This window comes from Clostridioides sp. LIBA-6822, assembly GCF_056688955.1.
In genome coordinates this window covers 669256-684728 of record NZ_CP196995.1, presented here as the reverse complement: position 1 = coordinate 684728, position 15473 = coordinate 669256, and the positions used below count along the sequence as shown (strand labels likewise).

General features: G+C 26.7%; 15 protein-coding genes. All 15 read left to right on the top strand.

Features of this window, described 5'->3' with window-relative positions:
- Window positions 1-387: 387 nt before the first annotated feature.
- The 15 genes from ACTG48_RS03515 to ACTG48_RS03445 all read left to right on the top strand — a co-directional run bounded on the left by ACTG48_RS03515 (window position 388) and on the right by ACTG48_RS03445 (window position 15457).
- Window positions 388-609 (top strand): DUF1659 domain-containing protein, encoded by a 222-nt coding sequence (locus ACTG48_RS03515; RefSeq protein WP_021383264.1) that lies wholly within the window; start codon window positions 388-390, stop codon window positions 607-609.
- Between the two features lie 275 nt (window positions 610-884).
- Complete coding sequence (locus ACTG48_RS03510) at window positions 885-1115, top strand: DUF2922 domain-containing protein (RefSeq protein ID WP_021383274.1); 231 nt, start codon at window positions 885-887, stop codon at window positions 1113-1115.
- 12 nt (window positions 1116-1127) lie between these two features.
- Window positions 1128-1277, top strand: coding sequence for a YvrJ family protein (locus tag ACTG48_RS03505; RefSeq protein ID WP_044212660.1), 150 nt, complete (start codon window positions 1128-1130; stop codon window positions 1275-1277).
- A 256-nt stretch (window positions 1278-1533) separates the two neighbouring features.
- Window positions 1534-1971 carry a LytTR family DNA-binding domain-containing protein gene (locus ACTG48_RS03500; RefSeq protein WP_021383283.1) on the top strand — a complete coding sequence of 146 codons (438 nt, stop codon included), beginning with the start codon at window positions 1534-1536 and terminating at the stop codon, window positions 1969-1971.
- A 242-nt stretch (window positions 1972-2213) separates the two neighbouring features.
- A complete protein-coding gene (locus ACTG48_RS03495) occupies window positions 2214-3107 on the top strand; it encodes a CPBP family intramembrane glutamic endopeptidase (protein ID WP_479918147.1) in 894 nt (297 codons plus the stop codon).
- A gap of 192 nt (window positions 3108-3299) precedes the next feature.
- On the top strand, window positions 3300-4127 hold the full coding sequence (locus tag ACTG48_RS03490; RefSeq protein ID WP_479918146.1) for a MerR family transcriptional regulator: 828 nt from the start codon (window positions 3300-3302) through the stop codon (window positions 4125-4127).
- Between the two features lie 121 nt (window positions 4128-4248).
- Complete coding sequence (locus ACTG48_RS03485) at window positions 4249-4830, top strand: TetR/AcrR family transcriptional regulator (RefSeq protein WP_479918145.1); 582 nt, start codon at window positions 4249-4251, stop codon at window positions 4828-4830.
- Window positions 4831-4924: 94 nt separating this feature from the next.
- Window positions 4925-5101, top strand: a complete 177-nt coding sequence (locus ACTG48_RS03480) for a hypothetical protein (RefSeq protein WP_021383287.1) — start codon at window positions 4925-4927, stop codon at window positions 5099-5101.
- 1051 nt (window positions 5102-6152) lie between these two features.
- Window positions 6153-6905, top strand: coding sequence for an ABC transporter ATP-binding protein (locus tag ACTG48_RS03475; protein ID WP_479918144.1), 753 nt, complete (start codon window positions 6153-6155; stop codon window positions 6903-6905).
- Window positions 6895-9015 carry an FtsX-like permease family protein gene (locus ACTG48_RS03470; RefSeq protein ID WP_479918143.1) on the top strand — a complete coding sequence of 707 codons (2121 nt, stop codon included), beginning with the start codon at window positions 6895-6897 and terminating at the stop codon, window positions 9013-9015. The genes ACTG48_RS03475 and ACTG48_RS03470 overlap by 11 nt, the downstream gene beginning before the upstream one ends.
- A 201-nt stretch (window positions 9016-9216) precedes the next feature.
- On the top strand, window positions 9217-9927 hold the full coding sequence (locus ACTG48_RS03465; RefSeq protein ID WP_479918142.1) for a LytR/AlgR family response regulator transcription factor: 711 nt from the start codon (window positions 9217-9219) through the stop codon (window positions 9925-9927).
- A 608-nt stretch (window positions 9928-10535) separates the two neighbouring features.
- Window positions 10536-11363 carry a sensor histidine kinase gene (locus ACTG48_RS03460; RefSeq protein ID WP_479918141.1) on the top strand — a complete coding sequence of 276 codons (828 nt, stop codon included), beginning with the start codon at window positions 10536-10538 and terminating at the stop codon, window positions 11361-11363.
- A gap of 699 nt (window positions 11364-12062) precedes the next feature.
- A complete protein-coding gene (locus ACTG48_RS03455; protein ID WP_021383268.1) occupies window positions 12063-12437 on the top strand; it encodes a BlaI/MecI/CopY family transcriptional regulator in 375 nt (124 codons plus the stop codon).
- Complete coding sequence (locus tag ACTG48_RS03450) at window positions 12438-14159, top strand: M56 family metallopeptidase (RefSeq protein WP_479918140.1); 1722 nt, start codon at window positions 12438-12440, stop codon at window positions 14157-14159. It begins immediately after the preceding gene.
- A 668-nt stretch (window positions 14160-14827) separates the two neighbouring features.
- Window positions 14828-15457: a class I SAM-dependent methyltransferase gene (locus ACTG48_RS03445; RefSeq protein ID WP_479918139.1), complete on the top strand. Its 630-nt coding sequence runs from the start codon at window positions 14828-14830 to the stop codon at window positions 15455-15457.
- Window positions 15458-15473 lie beyond the last annotated feature (16 nt).

Below are 15473 nucleotides of genomic sequence, written 5' to 3'. Positions count from 1 at the left end.
GCTGGCTTTAATAAAGATTTTACTGGTTTAAAGGTAAAATGTTAATATTGGACTTTTAACTTTTTTATTTAAAGATTAAATTTAATAATTTTTTTAACATAATATCTAACCCTTATTACTTAACTTTAAACACCTAGAATTTTATACAATAATAGCTCAACCCATAGAAAAATACACAAATTCTATATCAAAACCATTAAAAACTTATCTCCAAACATAACATATAAATTAACCAAATATACATATATCAAAAATTTTCCAATAAAAATTTACACAAATAATCTTAAGAAATTACTGTTTAACTCCGATATTATCTTAGATGATAGTATTATAGTTACCAAAGAAAGTCGACAAATCTTTGAAATTAAATTTTTAGGAGGTAATTTTATGGCAGTTGTTTCAACAAAAAATTTATCTAGTATAAAATTAAAATTGGATGCTGGTTTTGATGATAAGGGTAAGGCGGTTATTAAAAGTAAGTCATTTGCAAACGTAAAAGCACAAGCATTAGATGATGATGTTTATGCTGTTGCAGAAGCAATAGCAAGTCTTCAGGAAAATCCTATTGTAGATATTTTAAAATTAGACAGTACATCACTATCTAAATAATATTTTTTAAATATAATCTGATTCGCAAATTAAAACACCGAAACTTTATAAAGTGATAAATTATATGATGCACTCAATGTTCTATATATTTTGTAGGTTGTATCTTTAATCTATTTACACTTTAAAGATTAATATATTAAACATGTTAACTATTTTTAAATGTTTTCGAGATTCAATTTAAGTAATACCAAAACATTTTCTATACTAGCAAAAATTAAAATCAACCATTAATATTAACAATTAAAAATATAAATTATTATAACGGAGGTAACTGTATGGAGATTAAGAAAAAATTAGTCATGAGTTTTAAAAATGTAAAGGATAAACAAGTTTCTTTTTCTATAGAAAACCCAAAAGATAGCTTAACTGAAGAAAACATAAAATCTGTTATGGATTTGATAATATCTAAAAATATTTTTTTAGTTGGAGGATTTGACCTTGCTTCTGCTGTTGAAGCTAAGGTAGTAGAAACAAATACCACTCCTTATGACTTAGTTATAGAGTAGGAGGATGATTTCATGGACGATAGTTTGCAACTGTTAATAACCAATGTTGGTTTCCCTATAGCTCTATCCATGTATTTATTGGTTAGAATTGAAGGTAAATTAAATGCTTTATCAAACAGTATTGATACGCTATCTAAAAACATTTTGGTATTTAAGAAGTAATTTTGACAATATATTAAATCATAAAATAGGTCTATTTGTAAAATAATTAGATATATTCTATGAAAAATACTATGATATTTGGAAATTTATTCCAAATATCTATAGTATTTTTTTGAATTTTACCACCTCAAATTTGAATTTCACTATTTTATTTTTGAATTTTACCATACTCAATTTGAAATTTAGAACGCATCTAGTTGGACTAAATAAAATATAATGCTATTCTAATGACAGTAATAAAATGAGGTGATGATTAATGAAAATCCATGTCGAACAAGCTACTAATTGTGATGATATTGAAATAACTATAAAATGCTCTACATTAGATAATAACATCGAAAAAATAATTTCATTATTAAGTACACCACTACTTGATATAAAAGGAAAAAAGTCAGGAGAAATTTATAAACTTAATGTCTGTGACATTTTATATTTTGAGACAGTTGGAAACAAGACATTTGCTTATTATAAAGATGATGTGTTTGAAGTTGATTTGAAAATATATAAACTATCAAAACTATTAGTTAATACATCTTTCTCACGTATATCTAAATCCATGATTTTAAATATGGACTACATAGAGAGCACAAAAATAATATCGCATAATCGTATGCAAGCTACTTTAACAAATAATGAAAAAGTTATTATCAATCGCCGTTACATAAAAAATATTAGAGAAAAGCTAAATATTTAAATAAAATCTAAAATACTTTATTAATATCACTAATCGTATATTTATTGACCTATTTTGTAATCAAAATAATACAATATATTTAGTATTAAATACTAACTGATTGTATTTAGTGTAGAAATAATTAGCCAAAATATAAGAAATAATATATTATCATAACTGAGATATACTATTAAATTACATTTTAGTATATAAAAAAACAAATAAATTAAAACACTATTATAAAACGAAAGGATAGTGAAAAAATGCAAATATATAATACCCCCTTTAATACAAATAAACACTTAACCTATTTCTTTACACTTACTTTATTATTAAATTGGATATTCAGTCTTACACCTGTATTATTTGGAATTACAGACACGATACTTGGAGAAATCATTTTTTATCTTGGATATACGTCACCAGCTATTGTAGGTCTATTTTTTATCTCTACAATATATCCAGATAACGCAAAAAAAGATTTCATTTATAGATGTTTTAGCTTAAAAAAAATGAGTATAAAATGGCCCTTATTGACAATATTATTCTTTGCTTTAATGTTTATTGTTTCTTTAATAATCGGAAATTACTTTAATGTAAAGACTTCTAGTATAAATTGGAAATACATAGCAATATATGAACCTTCTAAAATAACATTTATGCTATTATCAAGCTTTATATTAAGCATACTTAGTCAAGAAGCAGGATGGAGAGGATATGCTATTGACAAACTATTGGTCAGATTTGGATTTACAACCTCCTCAATTATTTTAGGTATTATTTGTGGAATTTGGTATCTAGGGTCGTACTTTACTCCTGGTCAAATGCCATATACTCTAGCACAATCTTCTTTATTTGATGCAGTTTTATTTATACCAAATATTATACTTTTAACCTTTATAATTAATTTTGTATATATAAATACAAATAGAAGTATTCTAGCTGCTGGACTTGTTCATATGATGCACAATTTCTTTAATGTTCAATTACTACTACATTGCCCTATTAAATTGTGTGCAATATCTCAATATGTACAAATACTATTTGGACTAATATTTGTTGTATATATAGTTTCTTCTAATAAGTTTAAACAGAAAGTAGATTCTGAAATTGAACAAATAAAATCAGATGATTTTGAATTTGAGCTAGATTGGTAATTTTAATATTAACTATAAAATATTAACCATAAAGTGTAGGATAACTTGTAATTTGATATAACTATAATCCAATGGTGTTTTACTCCATGTAATTATACCTAAAACTGTAAAATAAATGTATTTCCCTAAACGCTTGAAGTATATAAAAACAAAATATATACTAATTATAAGTGAAAAGGAGGTCATATTTTCATGTTTAAAATTGGAGAAGTTTCAAAATTAACACAGGTATCTATTCGTATGTTACGTTATTATGATGAGCTTGGTATTCTAAAACCAGCAAAAATAGATAAATATACAGGTTATCGCCTCTACTCAGTTGAACAGATTTCAACTTTACAAAAAATAGTCTTATTAAGAGATTCAAAATTTAGTGTTGCAGAAATATCAAATATAGTACATAACTGGGACGATGAATTCGTAATTAAAGAATTAAATCGAAAAAAGAATGAAATAAAAAATGAAATAAAACAAGAGCAGCAGAGAATAAATAAAATTGATAGGTTTATAGATGCTATAAACCATGATAAAGATGAGATTCATCACAATGTTGTCTTTAAGGAAATTCCAAGCTATAAAATCATATCGCTTAGAGAAATAATACCAGACTACTACTATGAAGGTATTCTCTGGAAGAAGTTATACGATTTTATTAAGGAAGAACATATAGAAGTATCACGTCATTCCGACAATAATATAGCATTTTATCATGATGAAGAACTTACAGGTAATGGTGTAGATGTCGAGGTTGGAATGGTCGTAAAGAAATTTGGTAAGAATAAGTCTAAATTTACATATCGCGAGACAGAAGAAGTTAATACAATGGCATGCACTATGGTGTATGGTCCATATGAAAACATAGCTGGTGCATATGAGTCTTTTTGTTATTGGTTGGACAAAAATAGTGATTATAAAATGTCAGGTATAAATAGACAAATTGGTCATAAAGGTGAGCATAATGAATCAAATCCTGAGAATTATCTTACAGAAGTTCAAATCCCACTTATAAAAGTCTATTAGATTTGCACTTAAACACATAAGCACTAGGCACCATTGACATCCCAAAATTTTCATGATAGTATCTAAACGTGTATTAAACACGTTTAATTTTTTTTATAGGGAAATTTTTGAGGGGAAAATTATGAAAATAGATTCGACAAAAGAACAGCTAATTAATGCTACAATTCAGTTACTATCTTTGAATAGAGATATTTCAAGCATTACAGCTAGAGAAATTGTAACTAAGGCAAATGTCAATTTAGCTATGATTAACTATTATTTTAAATCTAAAGAAGCATTAGTTAATACTGCTATTAAAAAAATTTTAAAACATCATATGGATGAATATAAAGCTACACATGATACTAAAAATTTAGTACCTAAACAGCAATTAAGAGAAATACTAATTACATTTTTTGACTTTATAGGTGCGCATAGTCAATTTATAAAGGTTTCTGTACCCTACATATTGATACAAGAAGAAATTATTTATCCATTTGAGATACTTCCTTTAGTTAAGGTTCATTATGAAAGCCAGAACAATAAAAAAACTGAAGCTGAATACAGAACTATTGCATATCAAATAACTTCGTTTATTCAGTTGCTTTGTCTTCGTTATGATGCTTTTTATAAATATAGTGGTATTGATATTATGAATGTTGAACAAAGAAATAGTCTAATAGACTTTCAATTAGATTTACTTCTAGTAGATATTATAAAATAATGATATATTAGCTTTTTACTTTATAATTCTGGTGATGGTTGAAAATATTCTCATTGACTAAAAGATACTTACATTAAATAGGGAGGAAGTTTTAATGTTTTTTACATTTATAGGAGTAATCTCAGCAGTTTTATTATTGTGCACAATTGTATATGGTTTATGGATAAAGCTTAATAACCGTAATAATGACTCAAATTCTCACTTTACTTTTTCGATACTTTCAATTGTTTTTTCGTTGTTGATTGTAGTAGCTTTTTTAGTAAGAAATTAATGTCTTTATTATATGATATGTTTATTAGATGGTATATTTATTATGATAGTTACTTTACTATGATAGCATTTTTATTAAATAGTTCATTTATTTGATAGTTACTTTACTATGATAGTATTTTTATTAAATAGTTCATTTATTTGATAGTTACTTTACTATGATAGTATTTTTATTAAATAGTGCCTTTATCAGAGGGTTTATTTACTATAATAGCATTTTTATTAAATAGTTCATTTATTTGATAGTTACTTTACTATGATAGTATTTTTATTAAATAGTTCACTTGTTAGATGCTATATTTACTATGATAGCATTTTTATTAAATAGTTCACTTGTTAGATGCTATATTTACTATAATAGCATTTTTATTAAATAGTGCCTTTATTTGATAGTATATTTATTATGATAGTTACTTTACTATGATGAGGTCTTTATTATAATGATTTGCTATGATACAGAAATATTTGACTGACTTAAAAGTATTTCTACAGCTTTTTACGATATCTTTAAATCTCTATTTATATTTTTATAAGATTCTTTATTGTTTTTGTACTACTAGTATTTTTATACTTTTAACTACAAACTTCAAATTCTTTTTAACAATTTATTTAGTTTAATACTGCGATATACTTTTTCAATTCTATTGAATTTATATTTTTAAAATCCTTTTTCTATTACTTTATAATTCTTTTCAATAATATAACCTTACTATTTTAATATAACCTTACTATTTTATAACTTTTTTACTTTTACTTTATACATTTTTGCTTTAATCTAACTTCACTATTCTATAACGTCTTATTCTACATTACTGCTCTAAATACTGCCCAACTACTCTGTAACTTTTTTACTTATGCTCTACACCTTTAAGCTTTTCAACTATCACTATTCAATATAATCCATTTCGCTATGCTAATCTCTCATACTATCAATAATATATTTTCAAGTCTTACAAAAAAACACCCAATTCTTACAATAGAGCTGGTACTCCTCTAACCCCTTCAAATGCTATCATTGACTTACAAGATAAATGAAAGCGAGGATGATATATATGCTTAAAGTAAACAACTTATATAAATCGTACAAAACAGGTAATAAAACATATCCAGTATTAAAAAATATTTCTTTTGAAATCAATAAAGGGGAATTTGTAGCAATTATGGGTTCATCAGGAAGCGGAAAAACCACTCTCCTAAACTGTATCTCATGCTTTATCCCAATTGATGATGGTGAAATAACTCTTGGAAACAATAATATAAGAAATTTGCAGGAAAAAGAACTTTCTGAAGTCAGAAACCAACAATTAGGATTTGTATTCCAAGACTTCATGCTATTTGATGGGCTTAGCGTCTTTGAAAATATCTGCGTTCCACAAATTATCAAAGGTGGTCAAGTCATACAAATGGAAAACCGTGCTGGCAGTCTATGTGAACTGTTTGGTATTGAACATATTAAGAAAAAATACCCTGCTGAAATATCTGGTGGAGAAAAACAACGTACAGCTGTGGCAAGAGCACTTATGAACAATCCAGATTTAATATTAGCAGATGAACCAACTGGTAACCTTGATAGTAAGTCTTGTCGTACAGTCATTAATTCATTTCTAAAGGCAAAGCAGGAGTTAGATGCTACTATACTTATGGTTACACATGATAGCTTTGCAGCAAGCTTCTGTGACCGAGTTATCGTACTTAAAGATGGAATAGTTTATAAGGAGGTTGTAAAATCAAGTTCAAGACGCGAATTCCTAGATGAATTACTAGAACTTTTAAAAGAAATGGGAGGCGGTCAAGATGACAATTAATAAATTATATGGAAGACTTCGAGCCTATAATTGGAAGAACTATACAACCTTATTCTTTTGTATAATACTTTCTGTGGTACTAGTTACTTCATATGCTCTAATTTATTTTAGCCCAACAGTACAAAACATCCTGCCAACTGGTGGAGATAGCAGAAAACAAGCTACAATGATATTCTCAGTTGCCATATTGGGATGTGCTGTATTTACTACATACGCTTCTTCTCTATTTTTAAAATTTAAAAGTAAAGAAATTGGTATTTTCATGGCTCTAGGAGCAAACAAGAAGAAATTAAAAAAACTTCTATTTTCAGAAATATTATTAATTTCTATAATATGCTGTTTTTTAGGTCTTATATTAAGTATCCCTGTATCCTTTGGTATATGGAAGATATTCCAATTAGTGATTATTGATACTAGAGAAATGACTTATCAATTTGGAACTCAGGGATTCATCTATGGATTTATATTCTGTATATTTGTGACATTGTGTATATTTATGCTTTCAGTAAAATTTATTAATCGTACAAATATAATTGATATACTAAATGACCAAAGAATATCTGAACCAATACATGATGTAAAGGAATGGTATGGTATATTAGGTATAGTTTTTACTATACTAGGTATTGTTTTAGGTTATGTTGTACCTTCAATAGTTATAGATAAATTAAATTATCTATTACCATCTATATGGAGCATTACCTATCTATTCTCTGCTGTTGGAATCTATATGATTATGACATATATAGTTGTACACGCAAAAAGAGGAAAACATCCTGAAAAATACTACAAAAATATCATATCAACTAGCATGATGAGATTTATGGGAAGACAGACAGTAAAAAATATGTGTGTTATTTCATTTTTAATTGCAGGAGCATTATTTGCTGTATTCTATGTTCCTAACATGGTTACAGGAATTTATGATAATCTTAAAAACAACCCTATAGATTACACTTTTACCTACAATCAAAGAGATAAACAGGTATCAAAAGAAGATATTGAACAATTAGCAGATAAATATAATATAGATATTCAAAACTATATGGAAATTCCTTCTATTGAATTGATTGTTGATGGTACAGAGTCAACACATCATAAAAATGGAACTATTGATAAGGTGTACCTAAAAAAAAGTTCATATGACATGTTCTTTAATTCCAAAGATTTTTCTAAATTAATTGGCAAACCCATAACTATAAAAAGTGGGGAATATCTCGCTGTTGTAAATAAGGAAAATGAAAATAAAGGTTCTGATTATACCAAATTTATATCAAGTCCAGTAACAGAAAAAGAAATTCCTTTTAAACATGCTGGAAACCTAATCTTTAATGGTTCTTTTTTTCAAAATAAAAGTATGAATGTTTATGTTCTTAATGAAAATGATTATAAAGCATTTGCTAAGGATTTATCTATAAAAAATTACAATAATTCTGTACTATTTAATGTAGATAAGTCTAAAGATACTTATGCTTTTGCTAGTGATTTAAAGGCAGAGATTATAAAAAGAACATCTAAAGAATTGGGAATGTTCACTAGTTATGATGAGTATGTAAAAAAACGTTATGAATCAACTGGAGAAAAGTATTTTATGGATGAAAGTTATCCAAGTGGAGAAGGTCCTTTAAAACTAGAACCAGATAATAATCAATTATATCTTAATTGGAAGTACTATCCTAATTTTAAAATTTTACAAAGTCAAGATATGATAAAAAATATGGCAGTCTTCTTGATGTTATTCATATATGTGGCAATCATCTGCTTTACAGCAGTTGGAATCATTGCATATACAAGAGGTGTTACTATAGCTGTAAATCATAAGCAGGTTTTTATGGATTTAAGTCGATTAGGAGCGAATAACGACTATATAAAATTCTGTATTAGAAACCAATTAAAGAAGGTGTTTTCATACCCTCTTATTGTAGGAAGCTTTGTAATCTATCTGTTTAACCTTATGATTATGCTTAACAATGATGGTAGAATTGTAAGTAGTGAGGTCAATGCTCTTTTGATAAATTTAGGTCTTATAGGGCTTTGTGGTATTTATATGTTCCTTATATATCTATTAACATATAAAAAATTCAAAAATATTATTGGGATTTCAAAATAAGAAAAATCACTGGAATCTTAAAATAAGTTTAATAAGATAGTTTCAAGTTTAATAAAATAGTTTTAGGTATAAACCCATACTAATATAGAAAACTTTATCTTGCTACCTGGATATATTTGTTATCTCATTTTATATATCTAGGTAGCAAAATATATTATATACTTAATTATATAAACAAAAAACTTGAAAGGAGATTAGACATTGATTTCGATTTGTATTTGTGATGATGAAAAACAACAAAGAAACATGTTAAATAAAATCATTACAAGAGAAATGGATTTGTGGGGTTACCCATGCCAAATAAAAGAATACTCAAATGGTGAAAGCCTACTATATAACCTAGAACACGAAAGCTATTATATGGATATTATTTTTTTAGATATTGAACTTGGAAAAAGCAACGGTGTTGATGTAGCAAAAGCTATACGAACATATTCAAAAGACACTATAATCATCTTTGTCACAGGATTTTCTGATTATGTATTTCACGGATATGATGTAGGAGCTTTGAACTATATTTTAAAGCCTTATAAAAGTGAAAAAATATGTGAGGTATTAAAAGAAGCACTAAAAAAATTAGAACAATGGAAAGAAAATTTTATTACAGTTCAAATTGGAACTAACCTTTGTAAAATCAATATGAAAGATATTATCTATTTTAAAAGTGAGCTAAGAAAATTGACTGTAGTAACCTTTGAGAGAACATTAGAATATTATGGAAAGTTAAACGATATGGAAAGTATTCTCCCCTCTAACTTTATACGTACACATCAAAGGTATATTGTTAATCTAAACCATGTAGATAGTATAAGTCAAACTTATGCTAAAGTTCAGAATGAAAAAATACCTATAAGCCGTAAAAAATATCAGGAAGTCGTAGGAAAATTTACAAGGTATATGTTAGAGTCTTAATTTCAAAAAGTATATTAGAAACTTAAATTCAAGGACGATATTAGAATATTAGTTTCAAAATACATATTAAAATATTATTTTTTAGAAAGGTATCTTAAATGAATTCTTATTCTTTAATTAATAATGGTACAACTTTTATCATAGTTTTAATTCATATTTATATAGCCTTTTTTCTTTATAAGTTGACTTCTTATTTTATAGACTTTAGAAATCATTGGATTTTTAAAGTCATATTAATTTTTGGCTACTCTATTATTAGTCAAATGATAATATGGGTTTCTGACCCTGTAAATATTCTATTTACACTACTTGGGTATTTTATAATGCTTATAATCTGTAGTAAAAGTAAATTAATTCCCATAGTATCAATTATCATGATACTCTACCCTATTATAGTTGGTATTAATTTTCTTTTTATAAACAATCCTCTGTATAGTGGGCTTATCTGTTCAAGGGATTATCTTTTTATACTTTCAATTGTCAAGATAATTTCCGCTCTGATTAAACTATTGTTTTGGTTTTTAATACATATTTTCTTAAAAAATAGATTAATCAATATAAAACAATACCTATCAAATAAGATATGGATTTTTATCGACATGGTATGTATGGCTTCATTTTTATCAATATTAATTGCTATTATTCTGCCACCAACTAATTTAATTCCTATGGGTAGTGTAAATAATATTTTTTTAGGCGACTTGCCTTATGGAACTTATATAATCATTTTATCAGCAATTATAGCAAATATTGGTGTAATACTTCTTTTACAACCACTAATTGAAAATGTAAAGATGAAGATAGAAAAACAAGCAAATCATATAAAAGAAAAATACTACGATTTGCTAGAAAATCAACAAATTCAAATACGTAAAATACGACATGATATGAATAACCACTTTCAGATGATTGAATCGTATTTAGAGGTTAACGATACTGATGGTGCTAAAGAATATTTTAATCAGTTGAAAATAAGCCTTGGTACTCTTAGTGGAAAGCAATTTTGTAAAAATCAAGCTCTTAATTCAATTTTAAATCTTCGCCATACAAAATTAGAAGAAAATGGAGTTGATGTCCACTTTAATATAGACATAGACAATCACTTAGGTATAGAGCCTATAGATTTATGTACTATTTTTTCAAATTCTTTGGATAATGCTATAGAAGCTTCTTTGAAGATACAAGATTTATCAAATAGAAAAGTGGTGTTAAAGGCACGTTGTGAAAAGGAGTATTTTAGCTATTTGTTGACAAACAACAAAGTAAATCCTATCAATAAAAAGCAAGATTTATTTGTTTCAGACAAAAAAGATAGTTATTCTCATGGATATGGTATTGAGAATATTAGAGGAATTGTTGATAAGTACAATGGAGAATTAAATATCTCTTATACAGATAATGAATTTTCTTTATTTCTTTATATTAGATTATTTTAACCAAAACTATATTAGGTATCTTAATATAAATCTAAGAATATTCCTATTATCCAATCTCATTACTAGAATCTTTATATAAAAAATTATATATATAAAAACTTGCATATACATGGAATCAATAACAATATTTGTATTTATATGTTATTGGTTCTTCCTTTTTGTCATTAATATTTACTCTTGTTATTTCTTTTGTAATTATCTCTTTTTTTATAATTAATCTTTTATTCTTGTTATTTCTTTTTGTAATTACTTCTTTATTCTTATTTTTTATCTTTGTAATTAATCTTTTCTTCTCGCTATCTCTACTTATTATTAATCTTTTCTATTATTAGACTTTATTCTTATTCTTTATCTTTGTAATTAATCTTTTCTTATCACTATCTCTACTTATTATTAATCTTTTCTATTATTAGACTTTATTCTTATTCTTTATCTTTGTAATTAATCTTTTCTTATCACTATCTCTACTTATTATTAATCTTTTCTATTACTAGCTTTCCCATCTACCACTTATATTGATTTTTTCTATCTATCACTGACTTTCTTCTTTTAGCAACCATATTTTCTACCATTTCACCAAAAAATCCTCACTTCTAACTATCACTCCTTCTAAGTTAAATAAGTTTATTGACAAATGTATGACATGGCATTATACTAAAATAAAATGACATAATGTCATACAAAAGGAGGTAGATTCAAGTGGTTCAACAACTATCAGATGCTGAGCTTGAAATTATGAAAATCATTTGGGCAAATAATGAACCAGTACTTTTTGCATTTCTTTTAGACGAGTTAACATCATTAGGTAAAACATGGCAAAAAAATACACTAATAACACTTTTATCTCGACTTATGGATAAAGGGTATCTAAAAGCAAAAAAATTAGGACGCCGAAATGAATACACTCCCCTTATATCAGAAGCAGAATATCAGACAAGCCAAACAAAAAAACTACTTGATAAAGTCTATGAAGGGAATGTAAAAGGTCTTGTCTCCAATTTAATTCAAAGTGATTTGCTAACTGATGAAGAATACGATGAACTAAAGGAGCTTTTGGAGGGGGGAAAAAGATAAATGAATAATGTAATGAAAGTATTCTTGTCAATGTCCCTTTCTGGTTCACTGCTTATTCTAATTCTTTTTTCATTCAAGCAAATTTTTAAAGACAAAATAAGTAGGCAATGGCAATATTATATCTGGCTAATTGTCATTATGAGACTATTATTACCATTTACACCAGAAACAAACTTGATGGGAAGCATTTTTCAAATATTTGACAATGCTATATATCACACTGATGAAAATCACCCTACACAACAAAATCAATCTATTTTAAGTGATAATGAAAATACACAATCCATTAATAATGAACAAAACAATCAAAAAGATATAAATAAAACAGAGTCACCCACTAATAACCAGGCAGTGCAAGACATAATTACTTTATTAGTAAATAACACTTGGCTAATTTGGTTGGTAATTGCTCTTATCCTATTCATACGAAAGGTAACAATTTATCAAAGCTTTGTACGATATATACAAGCTGGACAAGTCCCTATTTCAGACATAGAGCTATTGGACAGACTTGCAATTATTGGAGGTCAAACAAAAATAAAAAGGGCTATAGAGCTTTGCATCAACCCACTTATTTCTTCTCCATTATTGATTGGATTTTTCCGTCCATGTATTGTACTACCAAGGGCAGATATTACAGAAAAAGATTTCCAGTATATCGTGCTACATGAACTTACACATTATCGTCGATTAGATATGTTCTATAAATGGCTAGTACAAATTACAGTTTGCTTACACTGGTTTAATCCCCTTGTATATCTTATGGGGAAAGAAATTAACAAAGCATGTGAGTTCTCTTGTGATGAAGCAATTATCAAAAAACTAGATTCAAGTAATGTACAAGACTATGGAAAGACTCTACTAGACTCTATAGCAACTGTTGGAAAATATAAAGAATCCCTTGCTTCTGTCACTCTAAGTGAAAGCAAGAAATTACTAAAAGAAAGGTTGGGGGCAATTATGAATTTTAGAAAAAAATCAAAATTAGTAGTCTTCTTTACACTTATGATAACGATTTTATTTACAGTTGGGGCAACGGCTATTGGAGCATATACAATACCACAAATTCAAGTTGATAACAATAAAAACAAAAAGATAAATTCTAATCCTTCTACTAAAAACAATTCAAATTCAGACACACATAAAAACAACAATAAATCAGCAGATAATACGCAAAAACTAGACGTTTCTAGTAGTGGCAAACTACCAGATAATATACAAAGTCTCGATATGTCTTTTGATATTTATAATGGAGGTTTGGAGATACTGCCTTCCTCTTCCAATGAAATAGAAGCTAGCTATGATGGTAAATACTATGATGTTCATATTACAAAAGAGAATGGTAAATGGATAGTTCGTATATCTGGAAAAGTTTCATCAATGGGTAACACAGACTTTGTTAAGCTTTATGTTCCAAATGTAAAACATGTTATGAATGTCAAAGTTCGTAATGGTGACTTTAGTTATGACTTGCCAAATAATTGTACTGATGTAATAAACATTGATGCTGCAAATGGAGGAATTCAATTTACTTCAAAGAATAAATATGATAATAGCAAGATTTCTTTAACAGCTACAGATAAAGACTTCTTAATATATGATTTACTTGTTTATCCTAATTATTTTACTAAGACAGATACTGGATTTAATTATAAGAAAGGTACTGAAGCCACTCAAATTGGTATTTCTCTAACTGGATATACTGATGTTGAATTTAAGTAAAGTTTTATGGCAGAAAGGGTTTATCAGTGACTGTTGTAATTTAAAGATATAAAATAAAGACAATATACTATGATTTTGTATGTTGTCTTTATCTATATCTTTTATATCTTTAAAAATTGTAATTAAGTTTTTTTAAAATTCATTATGACTATTAAGATACCTTTTATAAATTTTGAAGATACAAAAATATAGTAGGAATTAAAGGATTTATATTTCCTCAATTTTGGCAAAATGAATGAAAATGATTTGGTTAAAAAATAATACACTATCTAGAATATTCAAATAGATTTATTAGAATATTCTACCTCCTACATGATTCTATATCTCAAAAACATAGTTATACTTAAATATTATATTATAAATTATACATATAAAGCTAATTAAATGTGAACAGAATTGTTTTATATACAACAAATTAATTGCCTATTCCAATGAAAAGACACAACTAATATTTTATTTTCCTTGCCCCAAAAACAAAGTATTTCAAACTTTAATTATTAATAAAATTAAAGTTTATAAATATACTAAATATTCATTGACAAATATAGATAAGTGTTACTATAATTATACTAAAAATATAAATTTTAAAACCAAAACCATGAAGGTTTATAGAATCTTCATGGCTTTTTTTGTGTCCAATGGATTAAATATTTGCGACATGAAAAATAATGTATTATAGGGTTTTGGGTATAATGAAAGGGGGCTATATGATGAATCAAAAAGAGTTTTTTGACCAAATAGCAAAGGATTGGGACAATAGAATAGAAGTAAATGAAGGAAAGATAAATACTCTTTTGTCAAAGATAGGTATAAAAGATAAAGATAAGATACTTGATGTAGGTACAGGAACAGGAGTATTAATACCATTTTTGACAAATCTAAATCCTAATGGATATATAAAAGGAGTAGATATCTCAAAGGGAATGCTTGAAGTAGCAAGTGACAAATTTAAAAACTATAAAAATGTATCTTTTGAAATAACAGATGTAGAAAAAGACACAATAGATGATAGATATGACAAAATAATTTTATATTCAATGTTTCCACATCTTCAAAACAAAACTATGACTATAAAGTCGCTAGTAAAAAACAATTTAAAGAAAAATGGTAAGCTTATAATCGCTCATTCAAACAGCAGAGAGTTTTTAAACAATATGCATAAAGACGTTGATGAAAGTGTTAGTGAGGATAGACTCATACCTATAGATAAACAAAGAAAATTATTTGAGGAAATAGGCTTGGATGTTGAACAAGCTTTTGAAAATGATGAAATTTATTACATAGTAATAAAGAAATAAATAATTATATTAGGGG

Bases quoted from the DNA above. Each gene is read 5' to 3' on its own strand.
- ACTG48_RS03515 (WP_021383264.1), top strand. From the start codon at position 388: ATGGCAGTTGTTTCAACAAAAAATTTATCTAGTATAAAATTAAAATTG.
- ACTG48_RS03510 (WP_021383274.1), top strand. From the start codon at position 885: ATGGAGATTAAGAAAAAATTAGTCATGAGTTTTAAAAATGTAAAGGAT.
- ACTG48_RS03505 (WP_044212660.1), top strand. From the start codon at position 1,128: ATGGACGATAGTTTGCAACTGTTAATAACCAATGTTGGTTTCCCTATA.
- ACTG48_RS03500 (WP_021383283.1), top strand. From the start codon at position 1,534: ATGAAAATCCATGTCGAACAAGCTACTAATTGTGATGATATTGAAATA.
- ACTG48_RS03495 (WP_479918147.1), top strand. From the start codon at position 2,214: ATGCAAATATATAATACCCCCTTTAATACAAATAAACACTTAACCTAT.
- ACTG48_RS03490 (WP_479918146.1), top strand. From the start codon at position 3,300: ATGTTTAAAATTGGAGAAGTTTCAAAATTAACACAGGTATCTATTCGT.
- ACTG48_RS03485 (WP_479918145.1), top strand. From the start codon at position 4,249: ATGAAAATAGATTCGACAAAAGAACAGCTAATTAATGCTACAATTCAG.
- ACTG48_RS03480 (WP_021383287.1), top strand. From the start codon at position 4,925: ATGTTTTTTACATTTATAGGAGTAATCTCAGCAGTTTTATTATTGTGC.
- ACTG48_RS03475 (WP_479918144.1), top strand. From the start codon at position 6,153: ATGCTTAAAGTAAACAACTTATATAAATCGTACAAAACAGGTAATAAA.
- ACTG48_RS03470 (WP_479918143.1), top strand. From the start codon at position 6,895: ATGACAATTAATAAATTATATGGAAGACTTCGAGCCTATAATTGGAAG.
- ACTG48_RS03460 (WP_479918141.1), top strand. From the start codon at position 10,536: ATGGCTTCATTTTTATCAATATTAATTGCTATTATTCTGCCACCAACT.
- ACTG48_RS03450 (WP_479918140.1), top strand. From the start codon at position 12,438: ATGAATAATGTAATGAAAGTATTCTTGTCAATGTCCCTTTCTGGTTCA.
- ACTG48_RS03445 (WP_479918139.1), top strand. From the start codon at position 14,828: ATGTATTATAGGGTTTTGGGTATAATGAAAGGGGGCTATATGATGAAT.